The 17005-nt window shown below is 73.1% G+C and carries 15 protein-coding genes; 10 read left to right on the plus strand and 5 right to left on the minus strand.

Annotated elements, in window-relative coordinates; genetic code table 11:
- Positions 1-27 precede the first annotated feature (27 nt).
- Positions 28-1371 (plus strand): hypothetical protein, encoded by a 1344-nt coding sequence (locus tag GTQ99_RS08910; protein ID WP_166615389.1) that lies wholly within the window; start codon positions 28-30, stop codon positions 1369-1371.
- Here GTQ99_RS08910 and GTQ99_RS08915 read toward each other — a convergent pair.
- Positions 1279-2499, minus strand: coding sequence for a heparan-alpha-glucosaminide N-acetyltransferase domain-containing protein (locus GTQ99_RS08915; RefSeq protein WP_166615390.1), 1221 nt, complete (start codon positions 2497-2499; stop codon positions 1279-1281). The genes GTQ99_RS08910 and GTQ99_RS08915 overlap by 93 nt on opposite strands.
- 43 nt (positions 2500-2542) lie before the next feature.
- Between GTQ99_RS08915 and GTQ99_RS08920 the strand changes: the two genes are divergently transcribed.
- The 7 genes from GTQ99_RS08920 (at position 2543) to GTQ99_RS08950 (ending at position 8022) form a co-directional block, all read left to right on the plus strand.
- Positions 2543-2830 (plus strand): FmdB family zinc ribbon protein, encoded by a 288-nt coding sequence (locus GTQ99_RS08920; protein ID WP_166615391.1) that lies wholly within the window; start codon positions 2543-2545, stop codon positions 2828-2830.
- 37 nt (positions 2831-2867) lie between these two features.
- On the plus strand, positions 2868-3515 hold the full coding sequence (locus tag GTQ99_RS08925) for an AmiS/UreI family transporter (RefSeq protein WP_166615392.1): 648 nt from the start codon (positions 2868-2870) through the stop codon (positions 3513-3515).
- 41 nt (positions 3516-3556) lie between these two features.
- Positions 3557-4810, plus strand: a complete 1254-nt coding sequence (gene fmdA / locus GTQ99_RS08930; RefSeq protein ID WP_166615393.1) for a formamidase — start codon at positions 3557-3559, stop codon at positions 4808-4810.
- 38 nt (positions 4811-4848) lie between these two features.
- The gene (locus tag GTQ99_RS08935; RefSeq protein ID WP_166615394.1) at positions 4849-5829 is read left to right on the plus strand and encodes a glycerophosphodiester phosphodiesterase family protein; all 981 of its coding nucleotides are present in this window, start codon (positions 4849-4851) and stop codon (positions 5827-5829) included.
- 10 nt (positions 5830-5839) lie between these two features.
- Positions 5840-6733, plus strand: coding sequence for a hypothetical protein (locus GTQ99_RS08940; protein ID WP_166615395.1), 894 nt, complete (start codon positions 5840-5842; stop codon positions 6731-6733).
- A 192-nt stretch (positions 6734-6925) separates the two neighbouring features.
- Complete coding sequence (locus GTQ99_RS08945) at positions 6926-7471, plus strand: helix-turn-helix domain-containing protein (protein ID WP_166615396.1); 546 nt, start codon at positions 6926-6928, stop codon at positions 7469-7471.
- Between the two features lie 59 nt (positions 7472-7530).
- A complete protein-coding gene (locus GTQ99_RS08950) occupies positions 7531-8022 on the plus strand; it encodes a hypothetical protein (RefSeq protein WP_166615397.1) in 492 nt (163 codons plus the stop codon).
- A 54-nt stretch (positions 8023-8076) separates the two neighbouring features.
- Here the strand turns inward: GTQ99_RS08950 and GTQ99_RS08955 are convergent, their stop codons facing one another.
- Positions 8077-9318 carry an MFS transporter gene (locus tag GTQ99_RS08955; RefSeq protein ID WP_166615398.1) on the minus strand — a complete coding sequence of 414 codons (1242 nt, stop codon included), beginning with the start codon at positions 9316-9318 and terminating at the stop codon, positions 8077-8079.
- Between the two features lie 283 nt (positions 9319-9601).
- On the opposite strand from GTQ99_RS08955, the gene GTQ99_RS08960 reads away from it, so the two are divergent.
- Both GTQ99_RS08960 and GTQ99_RS08965 read left to right on the plus strand, forming a co-directional pair.
- Complete coding sequence (locus GTQ99_RS08960; RefSeq protein WP_166615399.1) at positions 9602-9904, plus strand: type II toxin-antitoxin system prevent-host-death family antitoxin; 303 nt, start codon at positions 9602-9604, stop codon at positions 9902-9904.
- A gap of 311 nt (positions 9905-10215) precedes the next feature.
- Positions 10216-11052 carry an alpha/beta fold hydrolase gene (locus tag GTQ99_RS08965; RefSeq protein ID WP_166615400.1) on the plus strand — a complete coding sequence of 279 codons (837 nt, stop codon included), beginning with the start codon at positions 10216-10218 and terminating at the stop codon, positions 11050-11052.
- A gap of 61 nt (positions 11053-11113) precedes the next feature.
- Here GTQ99_RS08965 and GTQ99_RS08970 read toward each other — a convergent pair whose 3' ends face one another.
- From GTQ99_RS08970 to GTQ99_RS08980, 3 genes are all read right to left on the minus strand, one after another.
- Entirely contained in the window at positions 11114-12070 is a 957-nt protein-coding gene (locus tag GTQ99_RS08970; RefSeq protein ID WP_166615401.1) for a cell wall-binding repeat-containing protein, read from the minus strand.
- A 133-nt stretch (positions 12071-12203) separates the two neighbouring features.
- Positions 12204-13676, minus strand: a complete 1473-nt coding sequence (locus tag GTQ99_RS08975) for a cell wall-binding repeat-containing protein (protein WP_166615402.1) — start codon at positions 13674-13676, stop codon at positions 12204-12206.
- Positions 13677-14023: 347 nt separating this feature from the next.
- Positions 14024-16639 (minus strand): cell wall-binding repeat-containing protein, encoded by a 2616-nt coding sequence (locus GTQ99_RS08980; RefSeq protein WP_166615403.1) that lies wholly within the window; start codon positions 16637-16639, stop codon positions 14024-14026.
- Positions 16640-17005 lie beyond the last annotated feature (366 nt).

The raw sequence follows: 17005 nt of genomic DNA on the forward strand, positions 1-17005 counted from the left end.
CCACCCCGGACCCCGGACCGGCCGGCGGTGAGGGGCGTCCTGCGGTTCGCGGCGAAGGCGCTCGCCGGCCTGGTCGTCCTGCAGCTCGTCCTGCTCGGCCTGCTCGTCGCCGCGCAGGCGGTGCCCAACGAGCCGATCGTGCGCCACCTGGCGCAGGCCGTGGACAGCGGCGACTACGGCGCCCCCTACGCCCCCGACCGCGTCGGCGGCAGCGCGGACCGCTTCACCGAGTGCGTCGTCCTGGGCTACGGCGTCAGCTCCGCCGACGACGACCGCGGCCTGTGGTTCCGCGCCACCGGCGGACCGCGGCTGTCCTCCTGCGAGGACGGGGTGGCCGAGATCCGCGCGCTCGCCGCCGGAGCCTCCGTGATCCCCCCGGCGACGTACTTCCGCTACTGGAGCGGGTACTCGGTGCTGACCCGGCCGGTGCTGGCGCTGACGGACGTGCCGGGGTTGCGGCTGGTCGTGAGCGCGGTGTTCGCGGTGGCGGTGCTGGCCGCCTTCCTGGCGCTGGTGCGCCGCGCGGGCACCCCGGCGGCGTTCGCGCTGCTGGTGCCGGTGGCCGCGGCGACGAACGCGCTGGCGATGCCCGCGGAGGCGTTCAGCCACGGCATCGCCCTGGCGGCGGTGGCGGCCGGGGTCGCGCTGAGCGCGGTGGGCGCCTCGCACGGCTGGCGCGGCGCGGCGCTGGCGGCGGCGGGTTCGGCGGCGCTGTTCTGCTACGTCGACCTGCTGACGGTGCCGCCGATGGCCTGGGCGCTGTGCGCGGCGAGCGCCGGGGCGGTGGCCGCCCGCCGGCGCAGCGGCCTGGCGCCGGTGCTGCGCACGACGCTGGCCGCGGGCCTCGCCTGGCCGCTGGCGTTCGCGTTCACCTGGGTCTCGCGGTGGGTGGTCGCCGCGCTCGTGCAGGGCCCGGGGGTGTTCACCAAGGTGCAGGAGGTCAGCCGCTTCCGCCTCGACGGCGGGGACGTCTCGCAGGAGTTCGGCGCCGGGCTGGTCGCGAACTGGCGCTGGTGGACCGGGCACACCGCCACCCTCGTCCCGGTGCTCGCGCTCGCCGCCGCCGTCGTCGCGATCGCCCTGGTGCTGACGGTGCGCCGCCACGGCCCGCGGGCCCTGGCGCGCACCGCCGTCCTGGCCGCCCCCGCGCTCGTCGTCCCCGCCTGGTACTGCGTGCTGAGCAACCACTCGCAGATCCACGCCTTCTTCACCTACCGCAGCCTGGCCGCCGCGCTGGGCGTGCTGGTGCTGGCCGCCGTGGTGCCCGCCTCCCGGCCCTCAGGGGCGCAGGTACACGCGGAGGCGGTGCAGCAGGGCGGCCAGGGCGGTCCACGCCAGGACGGCGACCGCGGTGGTCTGCCACTGCGCTGAGTGCAGGCGCTCCAGCACGTCCGGCGCGGCGCGGTGCAGCACCAGCGCCGCGACGACGTGCGAGCCGAAGTACACGAGCAGGCTGTTGCGGCCCAGCGCCTCCAGCGGCCACACCGCCCGCCGCAGCAGCGCCGGGGTGCGGCGCGAGTCCAGCAGCAGGTGCCCGGCGAGCAGCACCACCGCGACGGCGGCCGCCACGGCCAGCGCGAACGGCGGCGTCCACAGCCGCTTCATCGCCGGCACCTCGTGACCGGTGAGCAGCCCCGGCACGGCCGCCGTCAGCCCGGCCAGCAGCGCGAACGCCGCGGCCGCGGCCAGCACGGGGGCGGTCGCGGCGCGGGTGCCGCGCCCGCGCGAGCGCGCCGACAGCAGCAGGTGCCCGACGCAGGCCCCGGCCGCCGCGCTGACGCAGGCGCCGAGGACCGCCGGCAGCCCCTCGGGGTCGTGCCCGGGCTGCCCGCCGCCGTAGACGTGCGCGGCGCCGAACACCGCCGGGTCCACGACGCCGGAGGGGTTGCACGCCCGCGTCAGCTCCCCGCCCGGGCAGGTCGTCGCGAACCACGCCAGCACGCCCGTCCACACCAGCGCGAGCACGAGCGCGATGGCGAACCAGCCGCGCGCCGAGCGGGTCAGCAGGTGCCCGAGGGCGAGGACGAGGACCACCCCGGCGTACAGCTGCAGCACCCCGGGGTAGCGCCAGGTCGCCGCGCTCCACGGGTTCGCGACGAGCGCGTTGTAGAGCAGCCCGACGGCCAGCAGCACGAGGACGCGCCGGGCCAGCCCGCCGACCTCGGTGCGCCGGTGCATGGCGAACCCCAGCCCGCAGCCGGTGAGGGTGACGAAGACGGGGAACACCAGGTCCAGGCCGTGCACGCCCTCCCACTCGGCGTGCTCGAACCACGGCGGCGTCACGACGAGGCTGTTGACGGCGACGCTCACCACGAGCATGAGACCGCGCACGACGTCCAGGCTGGTGATGCGCCCGCCGGTGCGGGCGGGTGCGCGGGGCGCGGTGGTGGGTTCGGCCGGCGTCGTCACCGCTCCACTCTGCCACCGCATCTCGACGCAGCGTGGCCGGTTGCCGACGACCTTGACGGCCCCCACGCGCAGGGACATGCTGACGCGCACGTGGCGATCACCCGCTCGACCTGCACGACGACGTGGAGGGACGATGGCGCTGTACCAGTACCTGTGCGACGACGACGGCCCGTTCGAGGCCAGCAGCCCGATCGGCACCGCGGCGCCCCGTCGCCCGTGCCCGACCTGTTCCGGTGCGGCGCGGCGCGTCTTCACCGCACCGGCGCTCTCCCGCGCCTCCCGCCCGGCCGCGGCGGCCATCGAGCGCGCGGAGCGCTCGGCGCACGAACCCGACGTCGTGACCTCGCTGCCACCGGCCGGGCGACGCCGCCCGGCCCCCGCGCAGCCCTCGCCGGCCCAGCGCCGGCTGCCGAGGCCCTAGGCGGCCGCTGCTCCAGCGCACGAAGGAGGACGAGCCCGTGGGGAACGTCGGACTGCTCTACGTGGGTGCCGTGCTCTTCCTCAACGGCATGATGCTGCTGGGCCGGGTGGACGGCCGCGCCGCCGCACCGCTGAACATCTTCGTCGGTGTCCTGCAGGTCATCACCCCCACCTACCTGATCTTCACCGCCGGCGGGGACGCGGACACGATCCTCGGCGCCTCGGGGTTGTACCTGTTCGGCTTCACCTACCTCTACGTGGCCTTCAACCAGCTGCTGGGCCTGGACGGCAGCGGCCTCGGGTGGTTCTCCCTGTTCGTCGCCGCGTGCGCGCTGGTCTACTCGGGCCTGAACTTCGTGCGCTTCGACGACCCCGCCTTCGGGGTGGTCTGGCTGTACTGGGCCTTCCTGTGGGGGCTCTTCTTCGTCCTGCTCGGCCTGGGCCGCGACGGCCTGACCCGCTACACCGGCGCCGTGGCCGCCGTCCAGGGCATCGTCACCGGCGCCGTCCCGGCGTTCCTGCTGCTCACCGGCAACTGGCAGCCCAACGTCACCGCCCTGGCCATCGTGCTCGCGATCTTCGGCGCCGTGGTGTTCGGCGTCCTCTACCCCCGCCTCACCGGCCCGCGGCGCGAGCGCGTCCCCGCGGGGCCGGCGCGGACGGCCGGGGGCCCTCCGCTGCGCTGAGCCCCGCCCGCGCACCCGCCCGACCCGACGAAGGAGATCCGATGCCCGAAGTGGTCTTCCCGCTGGACTCGACCAAGAAGTTCACCGAGCAGGAGAAGCTCGGGCACAACCGCTGGCACCCCGACATCCCCGCGCAGGTGCACGTGAAGCGCGACAGCACCTTCCGGGTGCACTGCCGCGAGTGGTTCGACGGCGCCATCCACAACGACGACTCCGCCGACGACGTCCGCGACGCGCCGCTGTCCACCGTCCACGTCCTCAGCGGGCCCATCGCCGTCGAGGGCGCCCAGCCCGGGGACCTGCTCGTGGTCGACATCGTGGACGTGGGACCCATCCCGCAGGAGGACTCCGGCCCGCTGGCCGGGCAGGGCTGGGGCTACACCGGCATCTTCGCCACGCAGAACGGCGGCGGGTTCCTCACCGAGCAGTTCCCCGACGCCTACAAGGTGATCTGGGACTTCCGCGGCCAGCAGGCCACCTCCCGCCACGTGCCCGGCGTCTCCTTCACCGGCATCGTGCACCCCGGCCTCATGGGCACCGCCCCCTCCCACGAGCTGCTGGCGAAGTGGAACGCCCGCGAGGGCGCGCTCATCGCCACCGACCCCGAGCGGGTCCCGGCGCTGGCGCTGCCGCCGCTGCCGCAGGACGCCATCCTCGGCGGCCTCACCGGCGACGCCTTCGAACGCGCCGCCGCCGAGGCCGCCCGCACCGCCCCGCCGCGGGAGAACGGCGGCAACCAGGACATCAAGAACTTCACCAAGGGGACCCGCGTCTTCTACCCCGTCTTCGTCGACGGGGCGAACCTGTCGATGGGCGACCTGCACTTCTCCCAGGGCGACGGGGAGATCACCTTCTGCGGCGCCATCGAGATGGGCGGGTTCATCGACCTGCACGTCGACCTCATCAAGGGCGGCATGAGCACCTACGGCGTCACCGAGAACGCGATCTTCATGCCGGGCAACACCGACCCGCAGTACAGCCAGTGGCTGGCGTTCTCCGGCACCTCCGTCACCCTCGACGGCGAGCAGCGCTACCTGGACTCCCACCTGTCCTACCAGCGGGCCTGCCTGCACGCGATCGACTACCTGACGAAGTTCGGCTACAGCCCCGAGCAGGCCTACATGATCCTCGGCGCCGCCCCCATCGAGGGCCGGCTCTCCGGGGTCGTGGACATCCCCAACTCCTGCTCGACGGTGTACCTGCCGACCGCCATCTTCGACTTCGACGTGCGCCCCTCGGCGAACGGGCCGGTGCAGGTCGACCCCGGGATGGGCGTGCCGCGCTCCAGCTTCTGAGCCCCCTCCCCCCACCCCCCACCGTCCGCGGAGGTCCGGTGAGCAACGCGATCGTCAAGCAGACCGGTCCCGGGTCGGTGGTCGCCGACGGCATCTGGCAGTTCCGCCTGGGCGCGGCGCCGCTGCTGCTGGGCCTGGCCGTCGGCGCGGTGGCCGCCACCGCCACCGCCCGCGCGCTCGAGCGGGCGCGCAGCGGAACCACGACCGCCCGGGCCCCGACCCCGACGGGCTGGCCGGTCAACTTCGCCCACCGCGGCGGGCGGCACGTCGTGCCCGAGGACACCGTCGAGGGGTTCCGCGAGGCGCTGCGGCTGTTCGGCGACATCGTCCTGGAGCTCGACGTGCACGTCAGCGCGGACGGCGAGGTCGTGGTCCTGCACGACGAGACCGTGGACCGCACCACGGACGGGACGGGGCCGGTGGCGGAGCTGACGCTGGCGGAGCTGCAGCGGCTGGACGCCGGCCACCGCTTCCAGCCCGAGGGCGCCACCGGCTTCCCCTGGCGCGGCAGGGGGGTGCGCATCCCGACGCTGGCGGCGATCTACCGGGAGTTCCCCGACCGGCCGGTGAACATCGAGCTCAAGAGCCGCCGCGCGGGCGCGGAGGAGGCGGTGTGGCGGGTGGTGGAGGCCGCCGGCGCGCAGCGGCGCACGCTCGTCGTGACGACGAGCGGCGCGGCGATCCGGCGCTTCCGCCGGGCCAGCGGCGGCACGGTCGCCACCGGCGCGTCGGTCGGCGAGTTCGCGATCCACCGCCTCCTGGGGCTCACCGGGCTCGGCGGCCTGCACGCACCGGCGTTCCAGGCGCTCCAGCCGCCGGACACCTGGCACGGCGTCCGCGTCACCACGGCGGGCGCGGTCCGCCGGGCCCGCGCGGACGGCCTGCGGGTGGACGTGTGGACGGTCGACGACGAACCGGCGATGCGCCGGCTGCTGGGCTGGGGGGTCGACGGCATCATGACCGACCGCCCCGACGTGCTCGCCCGGCTGCTGGGGCACCAGCCCGCGCCGAGCACGTGAGGGCGGGGACGTGCGCCGCGCCCCCGGCGGCTCGAGGGACGCCCAGGCCCTGCAGCGCGAGGTCGAGCAGCTCACCCGCGAGGCCGAGCACGAGCGGCGGCTCGCGGCGCTGCGGCGCGAGGTGCGGCTCGGCAAGAGGCTGCTCAAGCGCGCGACGTCGCCGTGGGGACGGCTCCTCGCCCGGCTGCGCAGGTGGTACGACGACTCCCTGCCCGACGTCAGCGAGCGCTTCACCGCCTTCCACGACGCGCTCACCGCCCTCGGCAAGGTCCTGCTGGGGGTGGTCGCGCTCCTGCTCCTCGTCGGGGTGACGAACCAGGAGGCGCTCCCGGTCCTGGTGCGCAACGCCCCCTTCCAGATGGCGGTCATCTCCGCCGCCATCGTCGCGATCCCCCTGCTGGCGGCCGTCTGGCGGACGAGGGGCACCACCTGGCGCTTCCTGGGCACCGTCACCGTGGCCGCCATCTGCTTCGCCATCTTCTCGGCGGCCTGGTACCCCACCGCGGCGACCGTCCCGACCATCTCCCTGGCGCGCGGGAGCGCGGACGGGACGTACGTCCTCAGCAGCGGCACCAGCGGGTTGCAGGCCGACGAGGCCCTGCGGGCCCGCCTGGCGACGTCGGCCACGGCGGAGGGCTGCGCGGCCGGCGACACCTCCGACCGGGAGCTCGGCACGTCGGCGGCGGCCACCCTGTGGACCGCGACCGCCGGCGCCGCCGCCACGGGCGTCGCCTCGGTCGAGCACACCTTCTCGCCGGGGCGTGGAGCGGTGTGGGTCTGCGCCTGGTCCCGCTCCCCGACGCGGTGCGGCTGGACCATCACGCAGTTGAGGTTCCTCGGGGTGGAGCCGTGCATCATCCACGCCCGGACGCGGCAGGCGCACACCAGCTTCCGGCTGCCCTGATCCCGGTCCGGGAGCGCATCGGGCTCCCACCGCCGGTCGGCGTGCAGGTACCCGCTGAACGCGCCGCCGCGGTTCGACCAGTACCACGAGCGCCACCCGACGTCCCTGCGCGCCCCTCGTCGCACAAACCCAACAGGCACAACACCGAACACGAGGTGTTGCGTTTGTTGCGCTTGGACGTATGCTCGGTGGGTGCGTACCGCAGTCTTCGACGACACTCGAGCATCGGTCAGCCAGGACCTGCTGACGACCGGTGAGGCGGCACGCATCCTCGGCGTCTCACGCCAGCACGTGGTCAACCTCTGCGATCGCGGTGACCTCCCCTTCACGACCACCGGCGTGCACCGCCGGGTACGGCGCGCCGACGTCGAGGCCCTCCGGGCCACGGCCGCCCGGCTGAGCCGGGACCAGCGGCGCAGCCTGTGGCTGGCGCACGCCGTGGCCGGGCACCTGGTGACCGACCCCGAGACCACGCTCGCGCGGGCGCGGGCGAACCTGAGCACGATGCGGGAGCGGCACCCGCGTGGTCAGGCGGCGAAGTGGCTGGCGGAGTGGGCCGACCTCCTGGACGGCCCCGTCGACGACATCCTGACGACCTTGACCTCACCCTCACCACGAGCGCGGGAGCTGCGGCAGAACTCGCCCTTCGCCGCGGTCCTGAGCGAGGACGAACGTCGTCACGTGCGCGACGCCTTCGCAGCACACTCCTCGACGCGCTCCACGTGGGGCGCCGAGTGAGGCGAGCGGACCTTGCTCACATCCTGCGCGCGGCCAGCCAGATCGCCGGCGACCCCGATGTGGTCGTCATCGGCTCGCAATCCATCCTCGGCAGCTACGACGAGGACGACCTGCCCGACCCGGTGATCGGGTCGGTGGAGGCCGACGTCACCTTCTGGAACGATCTCGACGACCGGAAGTCCGACGCGGTGGACGGCGCCATCGGCGAGGACAGCGGGTTCCACCAGACGTACGGCTACTACGCCCAAGGCGTGTCCATCACCACAGCCGTCCTGCCGGACGGGTGGCGCGAACGCGTGGTGGTGTGGGAGAACCGGTCCAGCGTGCCCGGACGAGCGCACTGCCTGGAGGCGCACGACCTGGCCGTCGCCAAGCTGGTCGCGGCACGGATGAAGGACTACGACTTCGTCTCCGCACTGATCGACGCGGGGCTCGTCTCCCCGACGACGCTGCGCGAGCGAGCGGAGACGTTGCCACCGCCTCGCTCGCGCACCGCACGCGTCCTCCGCTGGCTCGACGGGCACGAGCACCGACCGCACGCCGGCAGGTGATGGAGCGGGCCCTCACCCACTGGTCGGCGTGGTCCTCGGCGGGGTGAGGACCGGTCAGCCGGCCGCGTCCACCGCGACCGGTTGCCGCGACGGGCGGGTGCTGAGCCGCGCGCACACCGCCCCGGCGGCGGTCAGCAGCGCGACGACCGCGAGGCCCCACCCCAGCGACGTGGCCGCGGCCACCGCGCCCAGCACGACCGGGCTCACCGTCGAGCCGAGCGCCTTCGCGACCGACTCGGCGGCGGACACGCTGGCGCGCAGGTCGGGGTGCCAGCCGACGACGAGGGCCGGGCTGAGCGGCATGAGCACCCCCGTCACCACCCCGAAGGCGACGAGGACCGCGGTGCTCGCCCACACCGGCCCGCTCGCGACGACCCCGGCGAGCGCCAGGCACACCACCGGCAGCGCCGGGTAGGCGCGGGCGAACAGGCCCGCGGCACCGGAGCGGACCAGCAGGAGCTGGTTGAGGCTGCTGCCGGCGAACACCCCGGCGGGGATCATCACGGCGACCAGCACGCGCTGCCACAGCACGGGCTGGGTCTGCTGGGAGACCACGCTCACCGCGTAGTGCGCGGCCTGGATCGCCCAGCCCACCCCGGCGGCGGCCAGCAGCAGCAGCGCCGTGCGGGGCACGAGCAGCGCCGCGTGGACCTCGCCCAGCAGCACCCGCAGCCGCAGCACCGGCCGCACCTGCCCGTGGTGGGCGGGCGCGGGCGGCACCCGGCGGGCGATGAGGGGCGCCAGCGCCAGGACGAGCACGCCGTACCCGACGACGACCCACGACCACAGCTGCGGCGAGCCCAGCCCGGCCGCGACCGCCCCCACCGCGAGCCCCGACGCGGCGCCCACGCTGGTGAACGTCTGCAGCCGGGAGAACCCGCGGTCGCGCCCGCCGGGGTCCTCGCGGTGGGCGTCGGCCACGATGACGGCCGCGCACAGCATGAGCGCGCTGTTGGTGATGCCGGTGAGGACCCGGGCCAGGACGATCCCCGCGAACCCCGGTTCCAGCAGCAGCGCCGCCGACAGCACCACGTTGGCCGCGACCGCCACCGGCAGCACCCGGCGCGGGGAGAGCAGGTCGAACAGCGGGCCGAGCAGCACCGTGCCCAGCGCCGCGGCCGCCGCGTACACGCCGACGGTGACGCCGACCTGCCCGACGCTCAGGCCGATGCGGTCGCCCAGGACCACCGAGACGGGGATGAACCCGAGCTGCGACAGCGGGGTCAGCAGGACCAGCAGGCCCGGCAGGACGCCGAGCCGGGGGCGGGCGGACGGCTCGGCGCTGGGGGACGACACCCCTGGACGCTACGTGCTGACCGCCCCGGGGGCTCCCCGGTGGCTGCGACCGGTGGTCGTCGACCGCCTACCGCCGACCTGCGGGCCGTCTTCCCGCAGCAACGCGGCTGATCACGGCACGATCCGCAGTACGTGCCGTCGCCACCGCCCGGCCAGGCCCGAACTTCGTGCAACAGCCTGTTGCACGTCTTCCTCAAGACCACGTCACGGTGCCTGCTCAGCTGCATCGATGATCCAAGTCCACGACGGCCAGATCGTGGTGATCACCGCTACCGTCGATGCGGTGAGGACCATCTCCGCCGAGGACCTGCGCGACCAGCTCGCGCGGGTTCTGCGCGAGGTGCAGGAGGGCGAGACCTTCACCGTCACCCGTGAGGGGCGACCGGTCGCCACCATCGGTCCGCACGAGCCGTCGCAACCGGGCGGCCCGCAGACCTGGGTGCCGGCCGGGCAGGTCATCGGCGCCCTCGCTCACCTCGACCCGGGCCTGGCCGGGCGGCTGCGCACCGACCTCGACGAGCACTTCGACGACGACGTCAGCGACCTCTTCGAGCGGCACCGTCGGACACGATCCCGGCAGACGTAGGAGGATTCCACCGGCTGACGAGCCCGCTCATGGGCACCGGCGTCTCGTCACGCTCGAGTTCCGGGCACCGATTCTCGGGTGATGACGCCGAACGCCGAGGGACCGCACCGCTGAGCGAGGACGGAACCACCGAGGGTCACCGGTGTCCCCCGGACGCCGCCGCCTCCACCGCCAGGGCAGCGCTCGGCGCGCGGATCGATCGTGCAGCGGGCAGGCTCGCCGCCGTGGTCGAGCAGCGGCCGACGCCCCCGGGCGGTCGGTGGTGCCCGATCCGGACCAGACCACCACCGCCTCCGCTCCGAAGGGGAGTCATGACGGAGATCACCGCCCACCACGGCCTCTTCAAGGACACCGACCTGCACGTCGACGACACCGGCGGCCCCGGCCGCCCCGTCGTTCTCATCCACGGCTGGCCGCTGTCGGGTGCCTCCTGGTCGCAGCAGGTGCCCGCTCTCGCCGAGGCCGGCTACCGGGTCGTCACCTACGACCGCCGCGGCTTCGGGCGCAGCGACAAGACCCGCACCGGCTACGACTACGACACCCTCACCGAGGACCTGCACGCCCTGCTCGAGGCCCTGGACCTGAACGACGTCACCCTCGTCGGCTTCTCCATGGGCGGCGGTGAGGTGGCCCGCTACTTCACCAAGTACGGCACCGAGCGACTGCGCAGCGTCGTCTTCGCCGCCGCCGTGCCCCCGTACATGACCCAGGGCGAGGACAACCCCGACGGCCCGCTCACCAAGGAGCAGGCCGCGCAGATGGAAGCGGCCCTCAAGGCCGACGAGGACTCCTTCTACGACGGTTTCATCACCGACTTCTTCTCCGTCGACGGCGTCCTGAAGGTCAGCGAGGCCCAGCGCCAGGAGGCACTCGCCCTGACCGAGCAGGCGGACAAGAAGGCGGCGCTGAAGGCCATGGAGGCGTTCGGGACCACCGACTTCCGCGACGACCTGACCAAGGTGAGCGTTCCCGCCCTCGTCCTCCACGGCGACGGCGACGGCACGGTGCCCTTCGAGGGCTCCGGCGCGCGCACGCACGCCGCGATCCCCGGCAGCCGCCTGCACGTGATCGCCGGCGGCCCGCACGGCATCAACGTCAGCCACGCCGAGGAGTTCAACCGCGTGCTGCTGGAGTTCCTGGCTTCCTGAGCGGGGAACCGGCCGGCCGGTGCCGCGGGGCACCGGCCGGCCGTCCACGTCGCGGTGCGGGTCAGGACGGTCGGGCGGCGCCCACGAAGAAGCGGTCGGTGGTGCCGCGGCGCTCCAGCTCCGCCGCGGTGGCCGCGGGCGTGCTGCCGGCGCCGGTGAGCAGCAGCGGCGCGGCGATGTTCGCGGCGAACGGGCCGGCGGCCAGCGCGTCGGGGTAGTTCTCCCCCACCGCGAGCACGGCGGTCGTGCTGGTGCCGAAGAACCGCTGGCCCACCGCGACGGCGGTGCCGTAGCGGTCGGCGCCCTGGATGCGCTCGAACGTCGCGTCCCCGTATCCGGCGGCGCGGATCTGGTCCAGCACCGCGTCGGAGACGGCGCTCTGCCCGCCGAGGACGATGAACCGGCTGGGCTGCAGCGGGAAGAGGTCCTCCCCCGTCAGGGCGGCGCGCACCGGCTCGGGCAGGAACGTGCGCCCCACCAGCAGGATCGGTGCGCCCTGGCTGCCCGCCGCGGCGGCGCCGGCGAGGGCGTCGGGGTAGTTCTCCCCGGTGGCGAGGAACACGGTGTCCGGGTCGTCGTAGAGGATTTCGGCGACCGTGACGGCCGTGGCGTAGCGGTCGTCGCCGTCCAGGCGCAGCACCGAGTAGCCGAGGCGCTCCAGCTCCGCCTCCACGGCCGCGCTCACCGACGCGGTCCCGCCGACGATGTAGACGTACTGGGTGTCCAGGCGCACGAGCTCGTCGAGGGTGGCCTGCGGGACCGTGTAGCGGCCGGTGAGCAGCACCCGGCTCTGCTCGCCTGCGGCGGCGGCGCTCGCGGCGAGGGCGTCGGGGAAGTTCTCCCCCGTCGCCAGGTACACGGGGGCGAAGGCGTCGCCCTCGAAGGCGCCGGAGACGGCGGCGGCGGTGCCGTAGCGGTCCTGGCCGGCGATGCGCTCGTCGGCGGCCTGGGCCGGAGCGGCGGTGGCGACACCGAGAGCGGCGGCGAGAGTGAGGGCGAGCAGGGCTGGGCGGCGCACGGGTGTCTCCTGGTGGATCGCGGTGAGCCGCCAGTGTGGCAGCGGCTCGCCCACCCGCGCAGGCGGTCCGGGGCGCCGGTCCCCCGGACGGATGAGAGGGACCGGCGCTCCGGCCGCGCAGGCGACCGGGCCGTCAGTCGACGTGCAGGTACCCGCCGAACGTCGCCGCGGCCTTGTCGCTCACCGTGGCGCTGCCGCCGAAGACGAAACCGGTGGACAGCGGCTTGGTGCCGTTGAGCTTGTCCAGCGCGCCCTTCGCCTCGGCGTTGAGGTCGGTGCCGCCGGTGAGCAGCAGCGGCCCGCCGATGGTGCCCATCGCGGCGGAGGCTACGAGCGCGTCCGGCCAGTTCTCCCCGGTCGCGACGCCGACGGAGCGGGTGGGCGTGCCGGCGGTGGTGGCGAAGCGCTCAGCGACGAGGCGCGCGGTGGCGAACCGGTCCGCGCCGACGACCTTGCGCGCGGCGATGCCGGCGGCGTCGGCCAGCGAGGAGGCCGCCGCGGCAGCGGGACCGCCGACGGCGACGACGCGCTCGCCCTTCGGGTCGTTCTTAACGAGGTACTGCGCGGTCGCGGTCGCCAGCGCGGCGCCGTCGGTGAGCAGCACCACGCCGCCGGTGCGGGCGGCGAGCGCGGAGACGGCCAGGCCGTCGGGGAAGTTCGTGCCGCTGGCCAGGTACACGGGGGCGGTGGTCGTCGTCGGCACGACGGCGGTCACCTCGTCGGCGATCGCGGCGGCCGTGGAGAACCGGTCGTCACCGGCGATGCGCTTGACCTCGAACGTGGCCGACAGCTCGGTGAGCGAGGTGTACGCCGGGGTGGACACGACACCGGTGCCGCCGAGCACGTAGACCGTGCCGCCGGGGGCCAGGACGCGCTTGACCTCCTCGGCGACGCTCTTGGTGAGGACGTCGGTGTCGGTGAGCAGCAGCGGCGCGGAGACCGCCGAGGCCAGCCGCGCCCCGGCGAGGGCGTCGGCGTAGCGGGAGGCCGCGGAGACCACGACCGCGCCCACGGACCCCGTCGTCGGGTACATCGCCTTGGAGGCGGTGATGGCGGTGCTGATGCGGTCCGCACCGGCGAAGCGGTAGCCCTTGGCGTCGAAGGCCGGCTTCTTCACCGTCGCGTACGGGGTGACGGCCGTGGTCGCCGCCGACGGGGTGCCGGGGCCGGCGATCGTCGTCGCCGCCACCGTGAACGTGTACGCGGCGCCGTTGGTGAGGCCCTTGACGGTGAGCTTGGACGCGGTCGCCGGGGCGGTCACCGGCGCCTGCGCGACCCCGTCCTTGATCGGGACGATGGAGTACCCGGTGACCGGGCCGATGCCGGTCTCCTTCGGCGCCGTCCACGTCAGCACCGCGCGGCCGTCGCCCGCGGCGACGGTCACCGCGGTCGGGGCGGCGGTCACCGCGGTCGCGGCGGCGACGGCGGCGACGGCGGCGGCGACGGCGGCGGCGACCACCAGGGTGATGACCTGGTCGTCGTGACCCTCGGAGTCCTCCGCGCGGACGGTGAAGGTGGTGCTGCCCGCGGTGGTCCGGGTGCCGGGGAGGACACCGGTGACCGGGTTGAGGCTCAGAGCGGCGGGCAGGGCCGTCGCGCCGAACACCGACCAGGCGGGCGCCGGGGTGCCGGTCGCGGTGAGGTGTGCGAGAAGGCGGACTTCACCGCCGCCAGCGTGGGGGCCTGCGAGGTGAGGCGGGGCGCGGCCAGCTCGGCGTTGCTGGTCAGCGCGCATGTCATCAACACCGGCTTCGGGCGACATAGACGAAGCAAGAATTTCTTAAGCATGCTTACTGGCGTCGACAATCCAAGAAATGTTTCGATTTCACCACTCTTTTGGACACTTTCCATATAAGGAGGGATGGAGCGTAATACAGACCCAAAAAGCTTTAACTACAAAATGCGGAAGGGCCCCCGCGTGAGCGGGGGCCCTTCAACATTCAGTGCTGCTGATCAGGAAACGACCGAAGCAGTCACGGTCGTCGCAGCGGCAACCGAAACGCCGTTCGCGTCCTTGATCTTCGCGGCACCCTGAGCCGTCAGCGTAAATGCGGTGGTAGCCGGGCTGGGGACCGCACTCAGCGTCTCCGCCACCGTCAGCGTGATCGTGTTGCTTGCCGTGCCCGCGAAAGTCGGGGACACCGCGGAGATCGCGTTGGAAGCGGAGCCGTAGGTCACATCACCCGGAGCCGGGGCCGCGGAGTAGTAGACCGGCTTGCTGAACTGCAGCGTCACGGTGTCATCACCGGCGGCGTTGACAGAGATCGAAGCCGAGACCAGCGTCGGTGCGGCAGTGACGGCTGCGGTGGTCAGACGCCACTCAGTGACGGCCCCGTTGTCGACCAACTGCAGCGACCCGGTGCTTGCGCCGTTTGCGACGGACGCGAGCGCCGTCTCGAACTGGTCGGCCGTCTGCGACGTCCCGTTCACGAAGTACGTGCTGGAAGTGTTCCCAGCGTAGAAGTAGTTCGTGCGGTAGTTGATGTTGTCAACGACCTCGACACCACCGGCCACGCCCGCCGCCGTGTAGACATCCAGGGTGTCAGAGCCGGTGACGATGCCGCCGACAGGACCCGACAGGCCCCTGTTGGTCAGCGCAGCAGAACCCGTCGTGTCGATGGCACCGTCCGGAGGCGTGATGGTCACCTCGTCGCCAGGCGTGAGGGCGGCGGCGAACTCCGCCGCGGTCACCTGTGCGCCATCAACCGTGAGGGTCACGCCGGCACCCGTGGTGTCGAACGGGGCTGCCGGAGCAGCCGTCGTCGAGGAACCCGAGTAGACGACCAGGGCAGTCGGGTCGGCGCCCTGGACAGCGACACCGGTCACGGGCGTCGCCGCAGCGTTCGTCAGCGCGACGGTGGCCTCGCCGTTGTTGCGCGAGTACGAGATCGTGTCGCCCACGCTCACGTCGGCGAGGAAGGCGGCCAAGTCGGCCGACTCCTCCCCGTCGGAGGTGAGGGTGTCACCGCCGGTCAGGGTCCCGGTGGTGATGAGAGCACCCGACGCCGTCTGGAACGTCACGGTGGTGCTGGTCTTGGCCGTCACCTTGCCGGTGACGGTGGTGTTGACCAGGTTGACGACGTCCTGGACGTCAGCGTCGGCAGTACCCGTGAAGGTGATCTGGTCACCGGGGTTGATGGCTGCGGCGAAGGCCGTGGCCGTCGAAGCCGCACCGTTCAACTGGTACAGGGGGTCGGTCAGGCCGGCGATGGTCACCTGGTTGACCGTGGCACCGGTCACCGGCTCGGCGATGTTCACCGCTGCTGCCGTGCTACCGGTACCGACGAGGCCACTGGTGTAGGTGGCGGCGGCGACATTGGTCAGCGCGTAGGTGGTCACGCCAGCCGACGGGGTGTTCGACGAGATGACGATCGTGTCACCCGCGCTCAGGGCCGCCTCGAACACGCCGAGGGACGAAGAAGTCCCGCCGACGGTGAACTGGTCCGTGGTCGCGTAGGTCACGGTGACCGGCGCCTTGGTGGCCGGGTCGGCGAACGTAAACTGGTTGGCGCCAGCGTTAACCGCGGTGATGGTGACGGAGGTGACCGTCTGCGCAGCGTCCTCGCCAGCGTCGAGGACGGTCTCCGGCAGCACCGTGGTACCGCCGACAGCCACACCCGAGGTCAGGGTGTTCGCGTTGCTCGTCAGGTAACCCTGAGCGTCCGCACCGAGGGTGGCGCCGTCGGTCAGGATGATGGGGGCGTTCACCTTGGCAGCGGCGACCGCAGCCGGCAGCGCGTCGACCGGCGAGAAGCCGTTGACCAGGTAGACACCCGTCTTGGCGAAGCCGTAGGCCGCGTTGTTGGCGATCGCGGTGGCGGTGCTCGTGCGGGTCGCACCTTCGACGCGGGTGGAGGCCACGCCAGCAGCGGTGAGCTGCGTGCGGACGTTCTCGGAGACCGCGGAAGCCCCACCGATGACCGTGACGTTCTTGATGCCCCAGGTAGCGAGCGCCGCGGCGGTGGTGGCGTTGAGCGAAGCGGTCTCGGTCAGCAGGACCGGGATGCCGAGCTTGGCGGCGACCGGCGCGATGGCCAGGGCGTCGGCGAACTGGTCACCGCGGGCGATGAAGGCGGTGGTCGGCGCGGTGGTGCCGGCCTTCTGCTTGGCGATGTTGACGGCGGTCTCGTAGCGGTCGGCGCCGGTGATGCGCTGCTTGGTGCCGGTGATCGCGTTGTAAACCGTGTCGGAGACGGCGGTGGTGCCACCGACGACCCACGTCTTGGTGGGCTTGAGGGTGGTCCACGCGTCCAGCGTCGCCTGGGGCAGCGCGTTGGCCTGGGTGTAGAGGATGGGGATCGTCCCACCGGACAGGTAGGACGCCGCGAGGGCGTCGACGGCGTTGTCGCCGTTGGCGATGATGACGTCCGAAGCGCCGGTCGGGAACGCCGCGGTGGCGACGCTGGCAGCGGTCGCAAAGCGGTCAGCGGTGTTGGCAGGGCGCGTGAAAGAGAAGTTGGCGTCAGCCTGGGCCGGGACCGCGGCGAAGCCGAGGCCGGTCAGACCAACAAGAGCCGCAACGCCGGCCCCGATACCACGCCGGCGCAACCGGGAGGTTGCTGCGGTCACGATTGCCTCCAAGGCAGTGTGAAGTGATGTTCCCCCCCACGAGGGGCCGGCTCAGTGCGAGCCATGCCACCCTGCCGCTCCGCTACTCAGCGCAGTGGCTTGGTGACAGATCAGAACGTACACGAGAGTCACTCCCGCACCACGGGGAGTAATGGAAGATCTCTGAGTCTTACGGCGTGTCGCAGTACCCACACGGTCTGTGACCTGCGGTTTTGCCGTGCACCACCGATTGTTACAGTTTGGTAACGCGGCACCTCACTCGTCCCGCCTGCCTCACCTCACCCATCCGGAGTAGTCACATCGGATGGCGTCACCAGTCACGCACGGGCCGGGGGGTGGTGTGACTCGTGTGGGTGAGTCCCGACG

It is taken from the genome of Kineococcus vitellinus (genome assembly GCF_009906315.1).
GTDB classification, from domain to species: domain Bacteria; phylum Actinomycetota; class Actinomycetes; order Actinomycetales; family Kineococcaceae; genus Kineococcus; species Kineococcus vitellinus.

Bases quoted from the DNA above. Each gene is read 5' to 3' on its own strand.
- GTQ99_RS08965 (WP_166615400.1), top strand. From the start codon at position 10,216: ATGACGGAGATCACCGCCCACCACGGCCTCTTCAAGGACACCGACCTG.
- fmdA (WP_166615393.1), top strand. From the start codon at position 3,557: ATGCCCGAAGTGGTCTTCCCGCTGGACTCGACCAAGAAGTTCACCGAG.
- GTQ99_RS08920 (WP_166615391.1), top strand. From the start codon at position 2,543: ATGGCGCTGTACCAGTACCTGTGCGACGACGACGGCCCGTTCGAGGCC.